This is a genomic window from Micromonospora sp. CPCC 206171, from assembly GCF_036906755.1.
Classification (GTDB): Bacteria; Actinomycetota; Actinomycetes; order Mycobacteriales; family Micromonosporaceae; genus Micromonospora; species Micromonospora purpureochromogenes.
This window is the reverse complement of the sequence record NZ_JBAKHT010000048.1, coordinates 1-18207: the sequence shown is the minus strand read 5'-3', so window position 1 is coordinate 18207 and position 18207 is coordinate 1. Positions and strand designations below refer to the sequence as shown.

Here is an 18207-nt window from a genome sequence, read left to right as displayed (position 1 = left end):
CCTGTCCACATTTGATGGCTACCGTTCGCCTGTCCGACGCCGGGACACGGAGGGAGCAACACATGCGAAGGCGGGCGGCCCTGGTGGCCATCGTCCTGACAGGAATCGCGGTCGCCGCACCCGGCGCCCCGGCGGCGGCGGCGCCCGGTGGCCCCGCGGGCAGGGTCTGTACCGACGTCCGCCTCGACGCGACGCTGCCGGCCCCTCCGGACGGAATGATCACACAGCAGTCGATCACCGTGGACGAGAACTGCGTCGTGCGGGCCGACACAGCCCGGTTCCTTCCCGCGCCGTCGTCACGGGAGAGGAACGGCGACCGTCGGCTGCGGGTGTGGTCGGAGATGTACGACTGCTGCGGCATCCTGATGAACGCGCTCTACGCCACGCACGGTTGGCGCACGGCCGACGGCCGGATCAGCCAGGTAAACACCGGCGTGGACACCGACTGGAACCGCGAGCCGTGGGGCGGTGGCTGGCACCTGGCGCAGTCGTCGCAGGCCGGCGGCTGCGATCGACCGTGCTCCATGGCACGCCTGGAGCAGCACGCCGAGTTCGGTTACCGGGGTGTCTTCGACGTGACCGGCACGTGGTACCGCAACAGCCACGACCTGGGCGTGACCCTGACCGGTGACGGCACCGCCGCGTGCGAGCTGCGCGTCACGGCCCGGCACTGGTTCATCGGGTGGACCTGGATCCGCGGCTGCGGCTGACCCTGCCCCGCCCCGCTCCCGTCCCGGACCTGCGAGTCGACCGGACGGAGCACCGGAAACGCTCGCGGCCTCACCCAACGGTCCGGGGGGGCTTGGCCAGAGCTGTCGCCGTCGGCCGGTCGGTTGGATCCGGACAGGCAGGTCGGGCAGAGAGGCCCCGCTCCGGGTCGGTTCTCCACCGACCGCGGGCGGGGCCTTTCGCCGGTGCCGCTGCGGTGACCCGCGCGACGCCGCCCGCTGGGCTACCGGGTGGTCGCGCAGCTGCCGTCGGAGTCGGTGTTGCCACCGAGATCGACGATGCGCGCCCGGACGGCCCGGCAGTTGCCGGGACCACTCCGGCTGGTGTTTCCGCTGATCACGGAGTTCCTCAGCTCCACCGCGCCGGGTCCGGACCGGTCCTCGGTGCTCCCCGGCAGGTAGGCCAGGGTGATGTTGATACCACCCCCGCCGTCCTCGGCGTAGTTCCCGGTCACCTCGGAGTCGACCACGGTGACGGTACGTACGCCACGGACGTCAATGCCCCCGCCCAGTCCGGCCAGTTCCCCCGGACGGGTGGGGTCGTGCGGATTGCTGACCCTGTTGCGGGTGATCGTCGACCGCTCGACCAGGCCGACCGAGTCGAACCGCAGCCCGCCGGCCTCACCCGCCTCGTTGTCGTCCACCAGGCTGTCGCGCAGGGTGAACGAGGTGAACGGGATGCTCTGGACCGCGCCGCCGAAGCGGGCGCTGTTGCCGGTGAGCCGGACCCGCTCCATCGTGAGGTCGGAGGCGTTCAGCGCGGCGCCTCCGCCGTAGTAGTGGTAAACCGAGGCGACCGGGGCCGACACGCCGCCGGTGATGGTGACGTCCGAGATGGTGGCCGGTCGCAGGACGGTGAAGACCCGGTCGAGCCGACCGCCGTCGATCACCGTACGGTCCCGGCCGGCGCCCACGATGGTCGTCGGCTTGAAGACCTTCAAGTTGCCGTGCGCGGTGTCGGCGAGGGTGTAGTCGGTGAAGGCGCGGCCGGCCAGCGGCGGGATGCGCAGGGTGTACCGCCCGGCGGGGACCACGATGGTCGAGTTCGGCCGCGCGTTGGCCTCCATCACCGCAGCGCGCAACGTGCAGGCGCCGTCGGCGGTGCGGCACCGCCCGTCCCCGGGCGTCCGATCGGGAGCGTCGGAGGTGCTGTCCACTTCGAACGTTCCCGGCGGCGGGGTTACCGCACTGCCCCAGGCGGGGACACCGGGGAGGGCGATGACGGTCAACGACAGGGTCAGCGCGCCCGCGGCCAACCGCGGCGCATTCATCAGGTTCTTCATGCGCCAATAGCTACCGCCGGGTAAGCCCGCTAAACGAGCGAAGACGCCCAAAAGGTGTGAAGCATCGCATCCGACCGGTTAACCATGGCTTCATCACGATGCTCTAGCCAGGAGACATGGACCGCCCGGTACTGCTGCTCGCTGCCGTCGAGTGCAGTGGTGTGAACGCCGCCGCCCACCTGTCTTACGACGGGTCGCCGACGCTGCGCCGGGCTGATCGCGTACCCGCTGTGAACCGGTGGACGGTCAGCGGGCGGCGTCCGGGTGCCCCGGCATGCCGGAGCCGCCGCCGGTGCCGCCGGAGGCGCCACCGGCCACCCCCGACCCGTCGTCCTCGGTGACCAGGTCCGGGCGTGCGTCCGTGTCGTCCGGGGCCGGAACCTCGGTGTCCGCCTCCACCTGGACGAGGCGGGCCTGGCCGGCCTCGTCCTCGGCGTGCTCCGGATCGACCGGCTGCTTTCCTTGCCGCGCCTGGTACCCCACGGCCGTCTCCCGTCGCGGTGGCGGATCTGTCCGGCGACGGCTACCCGCCGCCGTCGGGCCGAAACCTCACCCGCCCGGCCGCTGCCGGGTCGAGGTGCGGCAGCGGATCGAGCCACCGGCGTCCGCGTCGCGGCGGGACGGCGGGCGGAAGCGGTGGGTGGCAGCATGCCGGGCGTGGCTCGTGGGCTCGATGTCCGCCGCCTGGCAGCCATCGACATGTGGGGATCGGCGGGTGCCCGGTGGCGGCGGTGGATCATCCTCGCCGAGTTCCTGCTGCCCCGCGCGTACGCGCCTGCGCCGCCCAGCGCGCCCGCGGCTGCACTTTCAGAGAAAGAGTGGCCCTGGAAGCAGGAATGACCACTCTTTCTCTGAATGAGGCACCGGAAGCGGCGCGGGTGTGCCCACGCCGCGGGCAGAGGCCGGAGTGGCGACTCTTTCTCTGCAAGAGGGCGCCGGGAGGCGGCGGGGTGTGGCGGCGGCGCGAGCGGGTAGCCAGGGCCGCCCGGTCGGCTGCGCCGTGCCCGGGGTCGAATCGCGGATCAGGGGGGTGGGCCGATGCCGCTTTCGCAGGCGTCACCTGGTCAGCGCGTCCGACCCGGCCCGCGCCACCTGCCGCCGCACCGCCGATGAGCCAGGTCCGGAACCTGCGCGTCCGCCCCGACCTGCTGTACGTGGCGAGCGGGTGGAGCACCCTGGTCACCGACGTGCGCGGCCGGATCACCGGCACCGACCCGCAGGGCTTCTTCGCGCGCAACACCCGGGTACTCAGCGCCGAACGGGTCACCATCGACGGCCGGGAACCGGTTGCGTTCAGCACCGCGAACGTGCGGGGTCACGCGCAACTGTCGTACGCGGAACTCGGCGACGGCGAGGCGCTGCCCTCGCAGGCGGCCTACCTGCTGACGGAACGCTTCGTCGGCGACGGGCTGCGGACCCGGCTGACCGTGGTCAGCTACGCCGCCCGGTCACTCACCCTGCCGGTGCGGCTCCACCTCGCCGCGGACTTCGCGGACACCAGCGAGGCCGAGACGGGACACCGCCGGCAGTTCGGCGACGTCGACCGGGCGTGGGACCCGGTGGAGCGGGAACTGTTCCTGACCTACCTGCGCGCCGACCTGGACCGGGCGGTGGCGATCCGGGTACGCGCCGACGCCCCCGTCCGGCACGACGACGGCGCGCTCGCCGTCGAGGTCACGGTGCCGCCGGGTGGCAGCAGTCGGGTGGATCTCCTCGTCGAGCCCGTCTTCGACGGCGAGCGCCTGGTCGCGCCGCCGCCGACGTTCGCCGGTCCCACCGGCGCCGCCACGGCCGCCGGCGCCCGCCTCGCCCGCGAGTTCACCCGGCTGAGCAGCAGCAACTTCGACGTCACGGCGGCCTGGCGGTGCGCGGTCGACGACCTGACCGTGTTGCCGCTCGGCGAACCGGCCGGGCCGACGGCACCGATGGCCGGGCTGCCGATCTACCAGGAGATCTTCGGCCGGGACACGATGACCGCGTCGTGGCAGGCGCTGCTGGCCGGACCGACGATGCTGGCGGACAGCCTGCGGCTCAACGCCCAGCACGTCGGGCAGCGCGTCGACGACCGGCGCGACGAGGAGCCGGGCAAACCGCTGCACGAGGCCCGCCTGGGGCCGGTGTCGGTGCTCGGGCTCGACCCGTTCACCCACTACCACGGCGACTGGTCCACGGCGCCGGACTTCCTGGTCTTCCTCGGGCAGTACCTCGCCTGGACCGGGGACCTGGACACGGTGCGGGAACTCCTGCCGACGGCGCACCGCGCCCTGGACTGGCTCGACCGGTACGGCGACCTGGACCGGGACGGCTTCCTGGAGTACCACTGCCGCGCCCGGTCCGGCCTGAAGAACCAGGGGTGGAAGGACTCGGACACCGCCGTCGTCGACGAGCACGGGCAGGTGGTGCCGAACCCGATCGCGAGCAGCGAACTCCAGGCGTACTGGTACGCCGCGCTGCGGCACGTCGCCGTGGTGTTCGCCGCGACGGGGCGGCCCGCCCTCGGCGCGAAGCTGGTGGCCCGGGCCCGCGCGTTGCGTCGCCGCTTCCACCGGGCCTACTGGATGCCCGATCAGGGCTGCTACGCGATGGCGCTCGGGACGGACGGCCGGCAGGTGCGGTCCGTGAACTCCAACGACGGGCACCTGCTGACCACCGGCATCGTGCCGACCCGGGTCGCCGGCCTGGTCGCCCGCCGGCTGCTGGCGCCCGACATGTTCAGCGGCTGGGGGGTGCGGACCCTGTCGGCGGCGCATCCGGCGTACAACCCGTTCAGCTACCACCGGGGCAGCGTGTGGCCGGTGGAGGCGGGCACGATCGGTCTCGGGCTGGCCCGGTACGGCTGCTGGGGGCAGCTGCACCGGCTGGCCGAGGGGATGTTCGCCGCGGCGGCGCTCTTCGAGGACCACCGCCTGCCCGAGGTGCTCAGCGGCCTGCCCCGCGACGACGCCCATCCGCATCCCGGCGTCTATCCCGACTCGTGCTCGCCCCAGGCATGGTCCGCCAGCTCGGTGGTGGCGCTGGTCCAGGCGCTGCTGGCGCTGCGCCCGGCCGCGCCACTGCGGACGATCTTCGTGGACCCGCACCTGCCGGAGTGGCTGCCGGACCTGAGGCTGGAGGGCGTGCAGGTGGGACGGGCCACCGTCGACCTCACGGTGCGCCGCCGGCGCGGCGGACGCACGTCGATCCGCGCCTGCGGCGACCGGATAGCCGTGGTGCGCCGCCCGACGCTGCAGGCGACGGCGGTCACCCGCCACCGCTCCTGACCGGCGGAACGCCGCCGGCGCCCGTCGGTCCGGATCGCCACCTTCGGGCGGAAGGGGCGGCGATGCCGTCCGGGAGAGCCGCCTACGAGGACCTCAGATGGCCGTGGCCTTGGCGACCTTCCACTCGCCGTCGACCGGGACCAGCGTGAGCACCACGCGGTTCTGGTCGACCTTCTCCCCGGCGGTGTTCACGTTGCGCCGGAACTGGTTGAGGTACACCAGCAGCTCGACCCGGTCGGTGGTCGCGGTCACCACGCCCGTCGCGGACACCTCCGCAGCCACGACCGCCTGCTGCTTCGCGGCGGTCTGCTTCAACGCCGCCGTGGTCTGCTCGTACTCCTTGCCGAAGGAGCCGGTGGCGAAGCTGCGGCCGTTGGCGACGCTGTCGTCGAAGGTGCGGTAGTCGTAGGAGAAGATCGCCTTGGCGGCGGCGGGCGCGGTGGCCAGCGCCTGACGTACGGCGGTGTCCCGCTGCTCGGCGCGGTGGTCGCCCCACCAGGCCAGACCGGCGACGGCGGTCGCGAGCACGATCGCCACGACCAGGGCCGGGACGAGCCCGATCCGGGCGGCGGGCCGCCGGAGCACGCGCGGCCGTCGCGCGAAATCGACCAGGGTACGCATGCGTCCTCCCTCTCTCATCCGACGAACTGCAGGCGGGACACCAGCCACCGGCCGGAGTCCTTGTCGTGGACCATGTCCATCTGGATCCGGTAGTGCGACGGCCGCCCCTCGGGCGACTTGACGTTCTTGACGGTGGCGTCGACCGCCACCAGCACGACCGCCCGGCTACGGTCACCGGAGACCAGCCCGGCCCGCAGCACCGACCCGCGCGAGTCGACCTTGTTCTCCACCACCGCGGCCCGGACCTGGGACTGCCCCCGGCTGAACTCGTCCTTGAAGTCACCGGTCGCCCCGGCCGTGATCCGCTGGATGTCCCGGTCCACGCTGGCCGCGCTGACCGAGACGAAGTTGACGCTGGCCTGCTTGGCGGCGGCGATCGCCTCCTGCCGGGCCTGGTCCGTCGCCCGGTCGACGTACCACCGGTGACCGGCCACGCCGGCGGCGGCGAGGGCCGCGGCGAGCACCACCACGAGCAGGACGATCAGCGGACGCCGCCGTCGCGTCGGCGCCGGGGTGGCCCGCTTCTGGGCGGGGTGGCCATCGGCGGCCTCCTCCGGGAGAGCGTCCGCGTCCGCCGGGTCGTCACCGGCCGCCGGATCCGCCAACTCCGCCGGGTCCTCGACCGGTTCCTGGTCGAGCCGCTTCAGCAGGTCCTCGATCGGCTCCTCCGGCTGGGAAAGCTGACGGGGGACCATCCGGCGTTGCGCCGCCCGGCCCGGCACTCCAGGCTTCGCCCCCTTGATGACTTTCAGCGTGTGGTTCCTGCGTGCCTGCATCGCCACCTCCTTCTTCGCGCCGGTCACGGGGTCACCCCGGCGAGCAGCAACTGCTTCCACGACTGGTCCCCGGCCATCCGGGACTGGCCGCCGGTCCCGCCGAACTGCAACGGTCGACCGTCGGCGCCGAGCACCAGGCCGGTGGTCGGGTCGTACCCACCGGTGGTGGTTCCGGCGGTTGGCGCGGCGCCGGACGACGCCGGGCCGGCCGCCGGTTCCCGGCCCCCCGGTCGGGGGGCGTTGGCGTTGCCGCGCACGCTGGCGCCGGCCGCCCGCTCCCCGGCGTCGCACTTCGCGTTGCCACCCCCGTACACGCAGGACGGCGGGTCGTTGGCATTGACCACCAGACCGAGGTGCACGGTGCCGTCGCCCGGGGTGACGGTGAAACCGCCGGCGACGGCGATCGGATACACCACCAGCATCTGCTCGATGCCGGGCAGCCGCCGGGCGGCGATGCCGTTGACGGTCACCAGGTTGCCGAGCAGGGTGCCGACCGTCGGTTCCAGTCCCCGCAGCAGCGCGGACAGTTCACGCCCGGCGGGAGGTCCGGCGGCGAGCAGCCGCCGCAGGTCCGGGTCGGCCTCGCGGAGAGTGGCCGCCAGCTGGGCCAGGCCCGCCGCCCACCGGCGCAGCGCCTCGGCCGACTCGGCCTGGGTGGTGAGCACGGTACGTCCGTCGTCGATCAGCGCGAGCGTCTCCGGCAGCCGGGCGTCCGCCTCGGTCAGCAGCGCGTCGCCGGCGTCGAGGATGCTGGCCAGCGCCGTCTCGTTGCCCTCGAACGCGGTGCCGAGTTCGGTGATCAGGACGGTGAGGTCCTCCGGGTCGACCGAGCGGACCAGGGCGTCGAGGTTGGTCAGCAGGACCTCCGGGGCGAGCGGGACGCCGGTCCGGTCCGCCGGGATCACCGCCCCGTCGGCGAGGTACGGTCCGCCGTCGCGGTCCGGGCGCAGGTCCACGTACTGCTCGCCGACGGCGGAGCGCTGCGCCACCACGGCCCGCAGATCGTCGGGCACCCGGACGTCGCGCTGCAACCGCAGGTCGGCGCGGACCCCGTCGCCGTGCAGGGCGACCGCGGTGACCTGGCCGACCGGCACCCCGCGATAGGTGACCGGGGCGTTCGGGAAGATCCCACCGGCCCGGGTGAGGTCCATGTGGACGACGTAGCTTCCGCCGAGCAGCCGGTCGCCGACACCGACGTAGCGGACGGCGACGTAGCCGACGCCGAGGACGCTCACCAGCACGAACGCCAGGACCTGCAGTCTCGCGGTACGTCCGATCATGGCTTCAGTCCCCCTCCGAGGATGTCCGGCAGGCTGCCGATCTGTCCGGTCACCGCGCCGGTCACCGGCAGCACGCACTGCGCCGACATGACGGTGCCCGGGGCCAGTTCGGTCCCGGCGGGGAAGGCGGTGCCCGGCGGCACGACGCCCTTGGGCAGGATCAGTCCGCCGACGGGCACCGTCGAGCCGGGCTTGAGCAGGACGCAGCCCTCCGGCAGCAGACAGTCCTTCGGCGGCGTCCAGGTGGCGGGGAACTCCTCCGGGTCGGGCAGGCACTTCACCAGCGGCAGGCCGGCCAACGGACCGGTGCCGGGCAGCGGGACGGTGGGCGACGGTCCGCCGGCCGCGGGCGGCCTGGCCGGAGTGGCCGTTCTCGGCGGTGCCGCCGGGCCTGCCGGCGCGGGGGCCGCGGCGGCCAGGTTCGCCAGGATCGAGGCCGAGTCGAGGTCGGCGGTGACGGACAGGTTGACGAAGTCGCCGACGATCGCGCCGGTGATGTTCGGCGGGAACGGGTACGACAGCATGAAGTCCAGGGACTTCGGCAGGTCGTCACCGGCGCGTACCAGCTCCTGCAGGATCGGTTGCAACGCCCGGAGGTTGGCCACGGTGTCGTCGTGGCTGCGGTTGACGACCCGGGTGCCGACGTCGCCGAGTTTGTCCAGGGCGGTCAGCGCGCCGGTCAGTTGGGCGCGCTGTTGCGCCAGCACGGTCAGGCCGGGGGCGAGGGAGTCCACCGCGTCGCCGAGCACCTGCTTCTGCCGGTTGAGCCGGCCGGTCAGCCGATCGAGGGCGTCGAGGGCGCGGACCAGGTCGGCCTTCTGCTTGTCCAGCCCGCCGATGAACTCGTCGAGCTGGCCCAGCGCGTCCCGGACGGCGGGTTCCCGTCCGGCGAGTGCGGTGCCGAGTTCCTGGTTGATGGTCCGCAGTTGAGCCAACCCGCCACCGTTGAGCAGCAGGCCGAGGGCGGCGAGGACCTCTTCGACCTCGGCGCCGCGGTTGGTGCGGGACAGCGGGATGACGTCGCCGTCGGCGAGTCGGTTGGTCGAGGCTCCGCTGACCGGCGCCGCGACGGTCACGTACTTCTCGCCCAGCAGGCTGCTCTGCCGGACCGCGGCAGTGGCGTTGGACGGCAGGCGCACGCCGGTGCCGATACGCAGGGTGACCCGCGCGGTCCAGCCGGCGAGGGAGATCTTCTCCACGCTTCCGACGGTCACGTCGTCGACCTTGACGGCGGCCTGCGGCACCAGGTCGAGCACGTCGCTGAACTCGGCGGTGACGGTGTACCCGGCGCCCTTCGGGGCGCCGCCGGGCAGCGGCAGGTCGGCGAGGTCGGGCAGGCCGCACCCGGCCGGGAGCAGCGCCACCAGGACCGCGCCGGCCAGGGCGCGCAGCGCCCGGGCGGTCACGGGGTGCCCCGCAGGATGCCGCCGAGGGTGGGATCGCTGGTGATGCCGGAGCCGCCCGGCGCCTGGTCGGGGATCGGCGCACCGGGGGAGCTGATGGGAGGTCCCGGTGAGGACCCGCCGGTCTCCGGGGCGCCGGGCGGCAGCTTGAGCAGCTTGCGCAGCTGGTCGGTCATGGGCAGCCCGCGCTGGTGCAGGGTCTGCGCGAGGGCCATGCACTTCGCGGGCACCTCAGCGGCGGGAAGCTGGTCGACCAGCAGGGAGCACGCGAAGCTGGCTGGGTCGTACGGGCCCATCGCGTTGTCGCGGGTGTCCAGCGTCCCGGAGCGTGGGTTGTACGAGAGGGCGAGGTTGTTCACGGCGAGCGGGGCGACGTCGAGGATCTCGATGACCGCCTTCTGCTGGCGGACCAGCACGCCGGTGATCTCCGTCAGCGCGGCGACGTTGGAGGTCAACGCGGCCCGGTTCTGCTTGACGAACGCGGTGACGTCGGCCAGCGCGGTGGCGAGGTTGCGCAGCGCGGCGGCCAGCTCGTCGCGTTGGCCGGCCAGCTGTTCGGCGACGTCGGCGAGTTGCCGGTTGAAGGCGCGCACCTCCCGGTCGCTGCGGGCCAGCGCGGTGGTGAAGCGTTGCAGGTTGGCCACGGAGCCGAAGAGGTCCTGCCGGCCGTCGGAGAGGGTGGTCAGCGCCCGGGAGAGGCCGTCGAGGGTGTCGTGCAGGTTCTGCCCGTTGCCCTCCAGGTTGGCCCGGCCGGTCGCGACGAGGTCGGACAGGGCGCCGTCGCGGTTGGCCCCCTCCGGGCCGAGGGTGCGGTTGAAGTCGTCGAGCGCCTGGTAGACATCGTCGATCTCCATCGGCGCGGCGGTCCGGTGCAGCGGGATCTCCGCCCCGTCGGTGAGCCTGGCGCCACCGGCGTAGGCGGGGGTGAGTTGCACGTACCGGTCGCTGACCACGCTGGGCGGAACGATGAGCGCCTGCGCCTCGGCGGGGACGTCGATCCCCGGGTCGTAGGACATGGTGACCTTGACACTGCGGCCCTGCGGGGTGACCGTGAGCACCTCGCCGACGCGAACGCCCAGCACCCGCACGTCCGATCCCGGGTACACCCCGACGGCACGCGAGAAGTAGGCGACCACCCGCCGGTCGGGTGTGCCGTCACGGAGGACGACCACGCCGGCGGCGACGGCCACCAGCAGGGCGGTGGCGACGGCGACCGGTCGTCGCCAGCGCTGGATGGGACCGGGCATCAGCGGCCTCCCGTCGTCGGTTGGTACGGCTGGAGCAGACCGGCCACGTACGAGTCGAACCAGCGGCCGTTGCCGACCACGTTGGCGAACGTCGAGACGAAGGGGCCCATCCGCTGGATGGTCTTCTCCAGGTCTTCCTTGTTGCGCTGCAGGATGGCTACCACCTCGCGCAGCTTGCGCAACGCGGGCTCGATCCGGGCGCGGTTGTCGGTGACCAGTCCGGAGAGCTGCGTGGCGAGTTCGTCGGTGCCGACGAGCAGCTTGTGGATGGCGTCCCGACGCCGGCTCACCTCGGCCAGCAGCGCCTCGCCGTCGGCGACCAGCTTGCGGAACTCCTCGTCCCGGTTGGCCAGCACCGTGGTGACCGAGCGGGCGCGGGAGAGCAGGGTCCGCAGTTCGGCGTCGCGGTCGGCGACCGTGCGGGAGAGCCGGGAGAGTCCGACCAGGGAGGTGTTCACGCTGTCGGGGGTGTCGGCGAAGGTCTCGGACAGGGTGGTGAAGGCGGCGGCGAGCTGTTCGGTGTCGATCTTGTCGAGGGTGTCGGCGAGTCCGGTGACCGCCTGCACCACGTCGAACGGCGCCGCGGTCCGGGCGAGCGGGATCTGCCCGCCCTCGCGCAGCTGCCCGGGCCCGGCCGGTATCAGCGCCAGGTACTTCTGGCCGAGCACCGTCTTGATCCTGATCATGGCGCTGGTGTCGCTGCCGAGGCGGACGCTGTCGTCGTCCAGCCGGAACCGGACCCGGACGTAGGGCGAACCCTCTCGGGCGAGCTCCACCGCGGTCACCTTGCCCACCCGCACCCCGGCGACCCGCACCTCGTTGCCGGTGGTGAGGCCGCTGGCGTCGTGAAAGGCCGCCTGGTAGGCCCGTCCGGTGAGGTCGGCCAGCCGGTCGAGCTGGAAGGCGCCCAGCAGCGCGGCGACGATCAGCGCCAACCCGACCGTGCCGACGACGACGGGGTTGCGTTCCCGGAACGGTCTCACTGGCTGCCTCCCGCGCATCGGGCGGCCGGGGCGCTGAACGTGGGCACGTCGATCGGCGCCCGCCCGGCCACCGCCATGTTGCCGTCGAAGTCGCAGAGGTAGAAGTTGAACCAGGAGCCGTAGGAGGCGACGCGGGTCAGGGACGCGTACCGCTCCGGGAGCCGGCCGAGGGTGCCGTCGATGACGGCCGCGTTGCGGTTGAGGTTGCCACTGAGTTCGTCCAGGGCTCGGATGTCCGCGGCGAGCGGTGGTCGTACCTCGTCGATCAACGCGGACGTGGCGGTGGTGAGCTCACCGATGCTGACCAGCGACTCGCCGATGGCCTTGCGGTCGGCGGAGAGCCCGGAGACGAACTGCTGCAGCTGGCTGATGCTCTGGTCGAGGTTGCGGTCCCGGTCGGCCAGCGTGGCGAGGACGCCGTTGAGGTTGGTGACGACCCGTCCGATGACGGCGTCCCGGTCGGCGAGGGTGTTGGTCAGCGACGCGGTGCGTTGCAGCAGGCTGCTCACCGTGCCGCCCTCGCCCTGCAGCACCTGGATGATCTCGTAGGCGAGCTTGTTGACGTCGTCGGGGTCGAGGGCCGTGAACAACGGCCGGAACCCGTTGAACAGGACGGTGAGGTCCAACGCCGGCGTGGTCTGGCCGAGCGGGATGAGGCCGTCGGCCCGCAGCGGCCGCCCCTCCCCCGGCCCCTCGCTGAGCGCCAGGTATCGCTGACCCACCAGGTTGCGGTAGCGGATCTTGGCGCGGACGCTGGTAGCCACCGGGACGTCGCGGGTGACGTTGAAGGCCACCTCCGCGACGGTGCTGTCGACCACCTTGATCCGGCTGACCTGGCCGACCTTCACCCCCGCGACGCGTACGTCGTCCCCGGGGAGCAGTCCGGTGACGTCGCTGAACCGGGCCCGGTAGGTGACGCCGCCGGGCGGGAAGGCACCGAGGGTCTGCGCGAGCAGCGCGGTCAGCAGCAGGGTCACCGCGGCGAAGACCACCAGCTTCAGCAGGGGCGCCATGGTCTTGCTGCTCATCGGGCGTTCACCACCCCTCCGCGTAGCAACGGCCCCCAGAGCAGGACCGCGATGTCGGGAACCTCTGCCGGCGGGGTGCCGGTGACGGCACCGACGAGCGGATTGACCAGGGCACGCTCCTCAGCGGTGCCGGCCCGGCCCATGCCCGGGGACCCGCCGGCCGGCGAGGTCGCCAGCAGGCCGACCGGCAGCGGCGTACGAGGGCGCTCGCCCCGGTAGTCGTAACCGTCGTTGATGGGCACCTCGGGCGCCGGCTTCCCCGGGTCGGGCACGCCCCGGCAGTGCGGGCCGTCGTGCGCGCCGTAGACCGGCTCGTCGCGGCCCTTCTCGTACTTGCCGCCGTCGCGGGTGACCTCGAGGGTGATGTGCATCCGCCCGCCGGCGAAGACCTCCTCGACGCGGGGTTGCAGGGCGACCAGGCCGCTCATCATGCACGCGTACTCCGGGGAGTACGTGGCAAGCAGTTGCAGCACCGGTCGGCTGACCTGGCCGAGGGAGATGAGCTGGTCGCCGTGGCGGTCCAGGAAGCCGCGCGTGAGGTCCGCCGTGTCGGTGGTCTCGATGAGGAACGCCGCCAGCTGCTCACGCTGGTCGGTGACGGTGCGGGAGGTGACGGTCACGTCGCGCAGCAGAGCGAGCAGGTCGGGCAGCGCGGCGTCGTAGCTGTCCAGCACGACCGCCAGTTTCCGGATGTCCTCCGCGATGGTCGGCATGGCCGGGTTGAGCTGCTTGAGGTATGCGTCGAGCCGCTCGACGTTCGCGCCGAGCTGCTCGCCGCGTCCCTCGAGCGCGGTGGCGATGGCGCCGAGCGTCGCGGCAAGCTGGTCGGGCCGCACCGCCTGCAGCAGCGGCAGCGCCTGGTCGAGGACCCGTTCCAGCTCGACGGCCGTACGGCTGCGGTCCTGGCCGATGACCGCGCCGTCGCGGATCGGTGTGGCCGCGCCGCCGGTCGGCGGGACGAGTTCGACGTACCGCTCGCCGAAGAGGGTCTTGGGCAGCAGCCGCGCGCTGACGTCGGCCGGGATCAGGGGCGTCGTGGCCGGGTCCAGGGCCAGCCGGATCCTCGCGCCGGAGCCCTCGCTGCCCACCGAGCGCACCTCGCCGACGACCACTCCGCGTACCTTGACGTCAGCGCCCGGGCTGAGCTGCAGCCCGGCCCGACCGGCGTGCAGGGTCACCCAGGCGACCGGGGTGAACGCCTTGTTGTACTGCAGCACGGAGGCGGTCAGCGCCGCGGTCAGCAGGGCGATGAAGACGATGCCCAGGATGCGATTTCTCATGTTCACCCCGCGATCCGGACGGTGGTGGTCGCGCCCCAGATGGCCAGCGACAGGAAGAAGTCGACGATGTTGACCGCGACGATCGCGAGCCGGACGGCCCGGCCGACCGCGACGCCGACGGCGGCGGGTCCGCCCCGGGCGGTGTAGCCGTAGTAGCAGTGCACCAGCACGACGATCACGCTGAAGACCAGCACCTTGAAGAAGGACCACAGCACGTCGACGGGGGGCAGGAACAGATTGAAGTAGTAGTCGTAGGTGCCGGCCGACTGATCGAAGTAGAAGACGGCGATGGTGCGGGTGGCCAGGTAGCTGGTGAGCAGCCCCACCACGTAGAGCGGGATGACCGCGATGAAGCCGGCAATCATGCGGGTGGTGACCAGGAACGGCAGGGACGGCACGCCCATCACCTCGAGGGCGTCCACCTCCTCGGAGATCCGCATCGCTCCGAGCTGGGCGGTGAAACCGCAGCCGACGGTGGCTGACAGCGCCAGCGCCGCCACCAGGGGGGAGATCTCCCGAGTGTTGAAGTACGCCGAGACGAAGCCGGTGAAGGCGCTGCTGCCGATCTGGTTGAGCGCCTGGTAGCCCTGCAGGCCGACCTCGGTGCCCGTGAAATAGGTCAGGAAGCAGATGACGCCGACCGTGCCGCCGACCACGGCGAGCGCGCCGGAGCCGAAGCTCACCTCGGCCAGCAGCCGGACCACCTCGCGCTTGTAGCGGCGCACGGTGCGCGGGGTCCAGGCGAAGGCGCGCAGGTAGAAGGCGAGCTGGCCGCCCAGGTCGTCGAGGTACCGCAGGCCCGGCATGTCAGCTTCCCTTCTGCGGTACAACCTGGAAGTACACGGCCGTCACGACGAAGTTCAGCGCGAACAACAGCATGAAGGTGATCACGACGCTCTGGTTGACCGCGTCGCCGACGCCCTTCGGGCCGCCCTTGGCGGTCATCCCCTTGTAGGAGGCGACCAGCGCGGCGGCCGCACCGAACAGCAGGGCCTTGACCTCGCCCACCAGCAGGTCGGGCAACTGCCCCAGTGCCTGGAAGCTGGCCAGGTACGCGCCGGGCGTGCCGCCCTGCATGACCACGTTGAACAGGTAGCCGCCGCTCACCCCGACCACGCTGACCAGGCCGTTGAGCAGGACGGCGACCAGCATCGAGGCGAGCACGCGCGGCACCACCAGGCGCTGGATCGGGTCGATGCCCAGCACCTGCATGGCGTCGAGTTCCTCGCGGATCTTCCGGGAGCCGAGATCGGCGCAGATGGCTGAGCCACCCGCGCCGGCGATGATCAGCGCGGTGACGATCGGGCCCGCCTCGCGGACCACCGCGAGCACCGACGCGGCTCCGGTGAACGACTGCGCGCCGAGCTGCCGGACCAGCGATCCGAGCTGCAACGCGATGACCGCGCCGAAGGGGATGGAGACCAGCGCGGCCGGCAGGATGGACACCGAGCTGATGAACCAGGCCTGCTGGACGAACTCGCGGACCTGCACCGGCCGGCGGCCGAGGCCGCGCAGGGTGTCCAGGCAGAAGGCGAAGAAGTCGCCGGTGGCCCGGACGGCGGCGACGGGGGCGCTCATCCGGCCACCTCCCGGTGCTGCCGCCCGTCGGCGGCGAGCTCCCGGCCCAGCTCGATGGTCGGCTGCGCGGTGTCGCGGCGGCCCTCGAAGGAGCCCGGAGGCGGGGTGACGCCGTTGTCCCGGCACCACTGCCCCGGCGGGCGCTCGGCCTGGCGGGGCAGCCCGTCCGAGGGCGGCAGCTGCAGCGGGATGGGCGGCAGCGGGGGCAGTTCGGCCCCGGCGTCCGCCTCGGCCTGCAACTCCTCGGCGTCCTTCTCCTCGGCCATCCCGATCGGGCCGACCCGCTGGGCGTTGAGGAACTGCCGCACCACCGGCTCGGTGCTGGACAGCAGCATCTCCCGGGGCCCGAACATGGCCAGGTGCCCGTGGTAGATCAGCCCGATGTTGTCCGGCACCGTACGCGCGGTGTTGATGTCGTGCGTGACGATCAGGAACGTCGCCCCGGTCCGCTGGTTGAGGTCGATGATGAGCTGGTTCAGGTACGCGGTGCGCACCGGGTCCAGCCCGGAGTCGGGCTCGTCGAACAGGACGATGCGGGGGTCGAGCACGAGCGCGCGGGCCAGCCCGGCCCGCTTGCGCATGCCGCCGGATATCTCCCCGGGGAGCTTCTTCTCGGCGCCGACCAGGCCGACCATGTCGAGCTTCTCGTTGACCACGTCGCGGATCTGCGACTCGGACTTGCGGGTGTGCTCGCGCAGCGGAAAGGCGACGTTGTCGTAGATGTTCATCGAGCCGAAGAGCGCGCCGTCCTGGAACAGCACCCCGAACAGCTTGCGCACCTCGTACAGCGCGCGTTCGGAGAGCCGGGGCAGGTCCTTGCCCTCGATCCAGATCGAACCGGCGTCGGGCCGGAGCAGCCCCACCAGGGTCTTCAGAAACACCGACTTGCCGGTGCCGGACGGGCCCAGCAGCACGGAGATCTCGCCCGCCGGCAGGGTCAGGCTGACGTCCGACCAGACGGGCTGCCCGCCGAAGGACTTGGTCAGTCCCTGCACCGCCACTTCGACACCCATGCGCCCTCCCTCCGTCGACATCACTGACATCGCGCCGGCCGGACGGAACGCAACACACTTCTTTGCGCACGCCAGCGGCCACAGAGGGTGACCTATGCAAAATGGCCCGCGTCTGGATAGCGTGCCGTTAACCCGCCGGTAATGAAGGTGCCTCGCAATCCATGACCACAGCGATCGAGCAAGAGCTCGTCCGCCGGGCCGCCGATGGCGACCCGACGGCGGTGTCGGCCCTGCTCACCGACGTACGGCCGCGGCTCGTCCGCTACTGCCGGGCGCGGCTGGGCCGGGTCGGTGGGGCGTACACCACCGCCGACGACGTCGCGCAGGAGGTCTGCCTGGCGGTGCTGAAGGCCCTGCCCCGCTACCGGGAACAGGGGAAGCCGTTCGCGGCGTTCGTCTTCGCCGTCGCCGCGCACAAGGTCGCCGACGCCCAGCGGGCGGCGGTACGCGACTCCGCCGTCACGATGACCGACACCCCGGTGGAGCACCCGGACGCGGCGCCGGGCCCGGAGCAGCAGGCCGTCGCCACCGACCTGGCCCGCCGCCTGTCGGTGCTGTTGCAGCGGCTGCCCGACGTCCAGCGGGAGATCATCACGCTGCGGGTCGCGGTCGGCCTGACCGCCGAGGAGGTGGGCACCATCCTCGGCATGTCGGCCGCGGCCGTCCGGGTGGCCCAGTCCCGGGCCCTCGCCCGGCTCCGTACCCTTGCGGGCAGCGGACTTGACGAGGTGGCGGCATGACGGGGCACGAGCCGGACAGCGGCGAGCAGCTGGACCTTGGCACGGTCGCCCGCGACGACCTGCTCCTCGACGCGCTCGGGCGGAGCGAGGAGGGCACCGACGGCGACGACCTCGCGGCGATGCTCGCCGCCTGGCGGGCCGACGTCACCGCCGACGTCGACGAGACCGGGACGAGTGACCGCTTCCCCGCCGTCGGCACCCACGCCGGCGGGCGGGGCGGGGCGGACCTCCGTTCCGGGCCGTACGACGCCCGGGCCGGCCGCGCCCGACCGCGCCGGCCCCGGCCGTGGGCACTGCGGCTGGCCGCCGCCGTGGCCGCCGTCCTCGTGCTGGCGACGGGACTGGGGGTGGGCAGCAGGAACGCCGGGCCGACGAGCCCGCTGTGGTCATTGACCAAGGTCCTGCATCCCGAGCAGGCCGCGGTGCGCACCGTCGAGCAGAGCATCGCCCGCGCCCGCGACGCCGTCGCCGCCGGCCGGCTCGACGACGCCCGACACTGGGTCGACCAGGCCCGACAGGACCTGGCCTCGGTCACCGACCCCGCCGACGCGGCCCGGCTGCGCGCTGAGATCGACGCTGTCCTGCGCGACCTGGCGGCGGCGGGCTGCCCCGGCTGGCCCCAGTGTGCCCCGCCTGCGCCGCCCGCGCCGGCCGCCTCGACGACCGGCAGTTCCCCGAGCGCTCCGGCCCCGGCTCCACCCCCGACCGCCCCGGCGTCGCCGTCGGCGCGGCCCTCGCCGCGGCCCAGCTCCGGATCCGGGCTCCTGCCGTCGCTGCCGTCGCTGCCGAAGCCTCCCCTGCCGCCGGCGCCGAGCCCGTCGCTGCTGCCGCCACTGCCGGGGCTGCCGCTGCCCACCGGGGACCTGCTCGGCTGACTGTGAGCATGGCGGGGTCGGCTCAGTGGTGGTGAGCTGATAGCTGGCTGTAGCGGGCGTGACCCATCGTCTGACTGGCCTTTGTGCCTTCGGCCGGACTTGTCCGCCTGCT

General features: G+C 72.7%; 18 protein-coding genes. 5 read left to right on the top strand and 13 right to left on the bottom strand.

Going from position 1 to position 18207, the window contains the following annotated elements; genetic code table 11:
* The first annotated feature begins 62 nt into the window (after positions 1–62).
* Positions 63–710, top strand: coding sequence for a hypothetical protein (locus V6U89_RS29585; RefSeq protein WP_334576495.1), 648 nt, complete (start codon positions 63–65; stop codon positions 708–710).
* Positions 711–952: 242 nt separating this feature from the next.
* Here the strand turns inward: V6U89_RS29585 and V6U89_RS29580 are convergent, their stop codons facing one another.
* Both V6U89_RS29580 and V6U89_RS29575 read right to left on the bottom strand, forming a co-directional pair.
* Positions 953–2011 (bottom strand): hypothetical protein, encoded by a 1059-nt coding sequence (locus V6U89_RS29580; RefSeq protein WP_334576493.1) that lies wholly within the window; start codon positions 2009–2011, stop codon positions 953–955.
* A 246-nt stretch (positions 2012–2257) separates the two neighbouring features.
* Positions 2258–2494 (bottom strand): preprotein translocase YidC, encoded by a 237-nt coding sequence (locus tag V6U89_RS29575; RefSeq protein ID WP_334576491.1) that lies wholly within the window; start codon positions 2492–2494, stop codon positions 2258–2260.
* Positions 2495–2668: 174 nt separating this feature from the next.
* On the opposite strand from V6U89_RS29575, the gene V6U89_RS29570 reads away from it, so the two are divergent.
* Both V6U89_RS29570 and V6U89_RS29565 read left to right on the top strand, forming a co-directional pair.
* The gene (locus V6U89_RS29570; protein WP_334576489.1) at positions 2669–2851 is read left to right on the top strand and encodes a hypothetical protein; all 183 of its coding nucleotides are present in this window, start codon (positions 2669–2671) and stop codon (positions 2849–2851) included.
* A gap of 269 nt (positions 2852–3120) precedes the next feature.
* Positions 3121–5271 carry an amylo-alpha-1,6-glucosidase gene (locus V6U89_RS29565; RefSeq protein ID WP_334576487.1) on the top strand — a complete coding sequence of 717 codons (2151 nt, stop codon included), beginning with the start codon at positions 3121–3123 and terminating at the stop codon, positions 5269–5271.
* Between the two features lie 93 nt (positions 5272–5364).
* On the opposite strand, the gene V6U89_RS29560 is transcribed toward V6U89_RS29565, so the two are convergent.
* Genes V6U89_RS29560 through V6U89_RS29510 form a run of 11 tightly spaced genes read right to left on the bottom strand, consistent with a single transcriptional unit; the run spans position 5365 to position 16480 of the window.
* Complete coding sequence (locus V6U89_RS29560) at positions 5365–5892, bottom strand: hypothetical protein (RefSeq protein ID WP_334576483.1); 528 nt, start codon at positions 5890–5892, stop codon at positions 5365–5367.
* 14 nt (positions 5893–5906) lie between these two features.
* Positions 5907–6668, bottom strand: a complete 762-nt coding sequence (locus V6U89_RS29555; RefSeq protein WP_334576481.1) for a hypothetical protein — start codon at positions 6666–6668, stop codon at positions 5907–5909.
* A gap of 23 nt (positions 6669–6691) precedes the next feature.
* A complete protein-coding gene (locus V6U89_RS29550; RefSeq protein WP_334576479.1) occupies positions 6692–7948 on the bottom strand; it encodes an MlaD family protein in 1257 nt (418 codons plus the stop codon).
* A complete protein-coding gene (locus V6U89_RS29545) occupies positions 7945–9354 on the bottom strand; it encodes an MCE family protein (protein ID WP_334576477.1) in 1410 nt (469 codons plus the stop codon). The genes V6U89_RS29550 and V6U89_RS29545 overlap by 4 nt, the downstream gene beginning before the upstream one ends.
* Positions 9351–10598, bottom strand: coding sequence for an MCE family protein (locus V6U89_RS29540; protein ID WP_334576476.1), 1248 nt, complete (start codon positions 10596–10598; stop codon positions 9351–9353). Before V6U89_RS29540 ends, V6U89_RS29545 begins: the two co-directional genes overlap by 4 nt.
* Complete coding sequence (locus tag V6U89_RS29535; protein WP_334576473.1) at positions 10598–11581, bottom strand: MCE family protein; 984 nt, start codon at positions 11579–11581, stop codon at positions 10598–10600. Before V6U89_RS29535 ends, V6U89_RS29540 begins: the two co-directional genes overlap by 1 nt.
* Positions 11578–12609, bottom strand: a complete 1032-nt coding sequence (locus V6U89_RS29530; RefSeq protein ID WP_334576471.1) for an MlaD family protein — start codon at positions 12607–12609, stop codon at positions 11578–11580. The genes V6U89_RS29535 and V6U89_RS29530 overlap by 4 nt, the downstream gene beginning before the upstream one ends.
* The gene (locus V6U89_RS29525; RefSeq protein ID WP_334576469.1) at positions 12606–13889 is read right to left on the bottom strand and encodes an MCE family protein; all 1284 of its coding nucleotides are present in this window, start codon (positions 13887–13889) and stop codon (positions 12606–12608) included. The genes V6U89_RS29530 and V6U89_RS29525 overlap by 4 nt, the downstream gene beginning before the upstream one ends.
* Before the next feature lie 2 nt (positions 13890–13891).
* Positions 13892–14695, bottom strand: coding sequence for an MlaE family ABC transporter permease (locus tag V6U89_RS29520; protein ID WP_334576466.1), 804 nt, complete (start codon positions 14693–14695; stop codon positions 13892–13894).
* A gap of 1 nt (position 14696) precedes the next feature.
* The gene (locus V6U89_RS29515) at positions 14697–15467 is read right to left on the bottom strand and encodes an MlaE family ABC transporter permease (protein ID WP_210775908.1); all 771 of its coding nucleotides are present in this window, start codon (positions 15465–15467) and stop codon (positions 14697–14699) included.
* Positions 15464–16480 carry an ABC transporter ATP-binding protein gene (locus tag V6U89_RS29510; protein WP_334576463.1) on the bottom strand — a complete coding sequence of 339 codons (1017 nt, stop codon included), beginning with the start codon at positions 16478–16480 and terminating at the stop codon, positions 15464–15466. The genes V6U89_RS29515 and V6U89_RS29510 overlap by 4 nt, the downstream gene beginning before the upstream one ends.
* A 161-nt stretch (positions 16481–16641) precedes the next feature.
* Between V6U89_RS29510 and shbA the strand changes: the two genes are divergently transcribed.
* On the top strand, positions 16642–17220 hold the full coding sequence (gene shbA / locus V6U89_RS29505; RefSeq protein WP_334576461.1) for an RNA polymerase sigma factor ShbA: 579 nt from the start codon (positions 16642–16644) through the stop codon (positions 17218–17220).
* Complete coding sequence (locus V6U89_RS29500) at positions 17217–18095, top strand: anti-sigma-D factor RsdA (RefSeq protein ID WP_334576459.1); 879 nt, start codon at positions 17217–17219, stop codon at positions 18093–18095. The genes shbA and V6U89_RS29500 overlap by 4 nt, the downstream gene beginning before the upstream one ends.
* Positions 18096–18207: the final 112 nt, after the last annotated feature.

Excerpts from the sequence above, each read along its gene's own strand:
- V6U89_RS29585 (WP_334576495.1), top strand. The coding sequence starts at position 63 with ATGCGAAGGCGGGCGGCCCTGGTGGCCATCGTCCTGACAGGAATCGCG.
- V6U89_RS29580 (WP_334576493.1), bottom strand. The coding sequence starts at position 2,011 with ATGAAGAACCTGATGAATGCGCCGCGGTTGGCCGCGGGCGCGCTGACC.
- V6U89_RS29565 (WP_334576487.1), top strand. The coding sequence starts at position 3,121 with ATGAGCCAGGTCCGGAACCTGCGCGTCCGCCCCGACCTGCTGTACGTG.
- V6U89_RS29560 (WP_334576483.1), bottom strand. The coding sequence starts at position 5,892 with ATGCGTACCCTGGTCGATTTCGCGCGACGGCCGCGCGTGCTCCGGCGG.
- V6U89_RS29555 (WP_334576481.1), bottom strand. The coding sequence starts at position 6,668 with ATGCAGGCACGCAGGAACCACACGCTGAAAGTCATCAAGGGGGCGAAG.
- V6U89_RS29550 (WP_334576479.1), bottom strand. The coding sequence starts at position 7,948 with ATGATCGGACGTACCGCGAGACTGCAGGTCCTGGCGTTCGTGCTGGTG.
- V6U89_RS29540 (WP_334576476.1), bottom strand. The coding sequence starts at position 10,598 with ATGCCCGGTCCCATCCAGCGCTGGCGACGACCGGTCGCCGTCGCCACC.
- V6U89_RS29530 (WP_334576471.1), bottom strand. The coding sequence starts at position 12,609 with ATGAGCAGCAAGACCATGGCGCCCCTGCTGAAGCTGGTGGTCTTCGCC.
- V6U89_RS29525 (WP_334576469.1), bottom strand. The coding sequence starts at position 13,889 with ATGAGAAATCGCATCCTGGGCATCGTCTTCATCGCCCTGCTGACCGCG.
- V6U89_RS29520 (WP_334576466.1), bottom strand. The coding sequence starts at position 14,695 with ATGCCGGGCCTGCGGTACCTCGACGACCTGGGCGGCCAGCTCGCCTTC.
- V6U89_RS29515 (WP_210775908.1), bottom strand. The coding sequence starts at position 15,467 with ATGAGCGCCCCCGTCGCCGCCGTCCGGGCCACCGGCGACTTCTTCGCC.
- V6U89_RS29510 (WP_334576463.1), bottom strand. The coding sequence starts at position 16,480 with ATGGGTGTCGAAGTGGCGGTGCAGGGACTGACCAAGTCCTTCGGCGGG.
- shbA (WP_334576461.1), top strand. The coding sequence starts at position 16,642 with ATGACCACAGCGATCGAGCAAGAGCTCGTCCGCCGGGCCGCCGATGGC.
- V6U89_RS29500 (WP_334576459.1), top strand. The coding sequence starts at position 17,217 with ATGACGGGGCACGAGCCGGACAGCGGCGAGCAGCTGGACCTTGGCACG.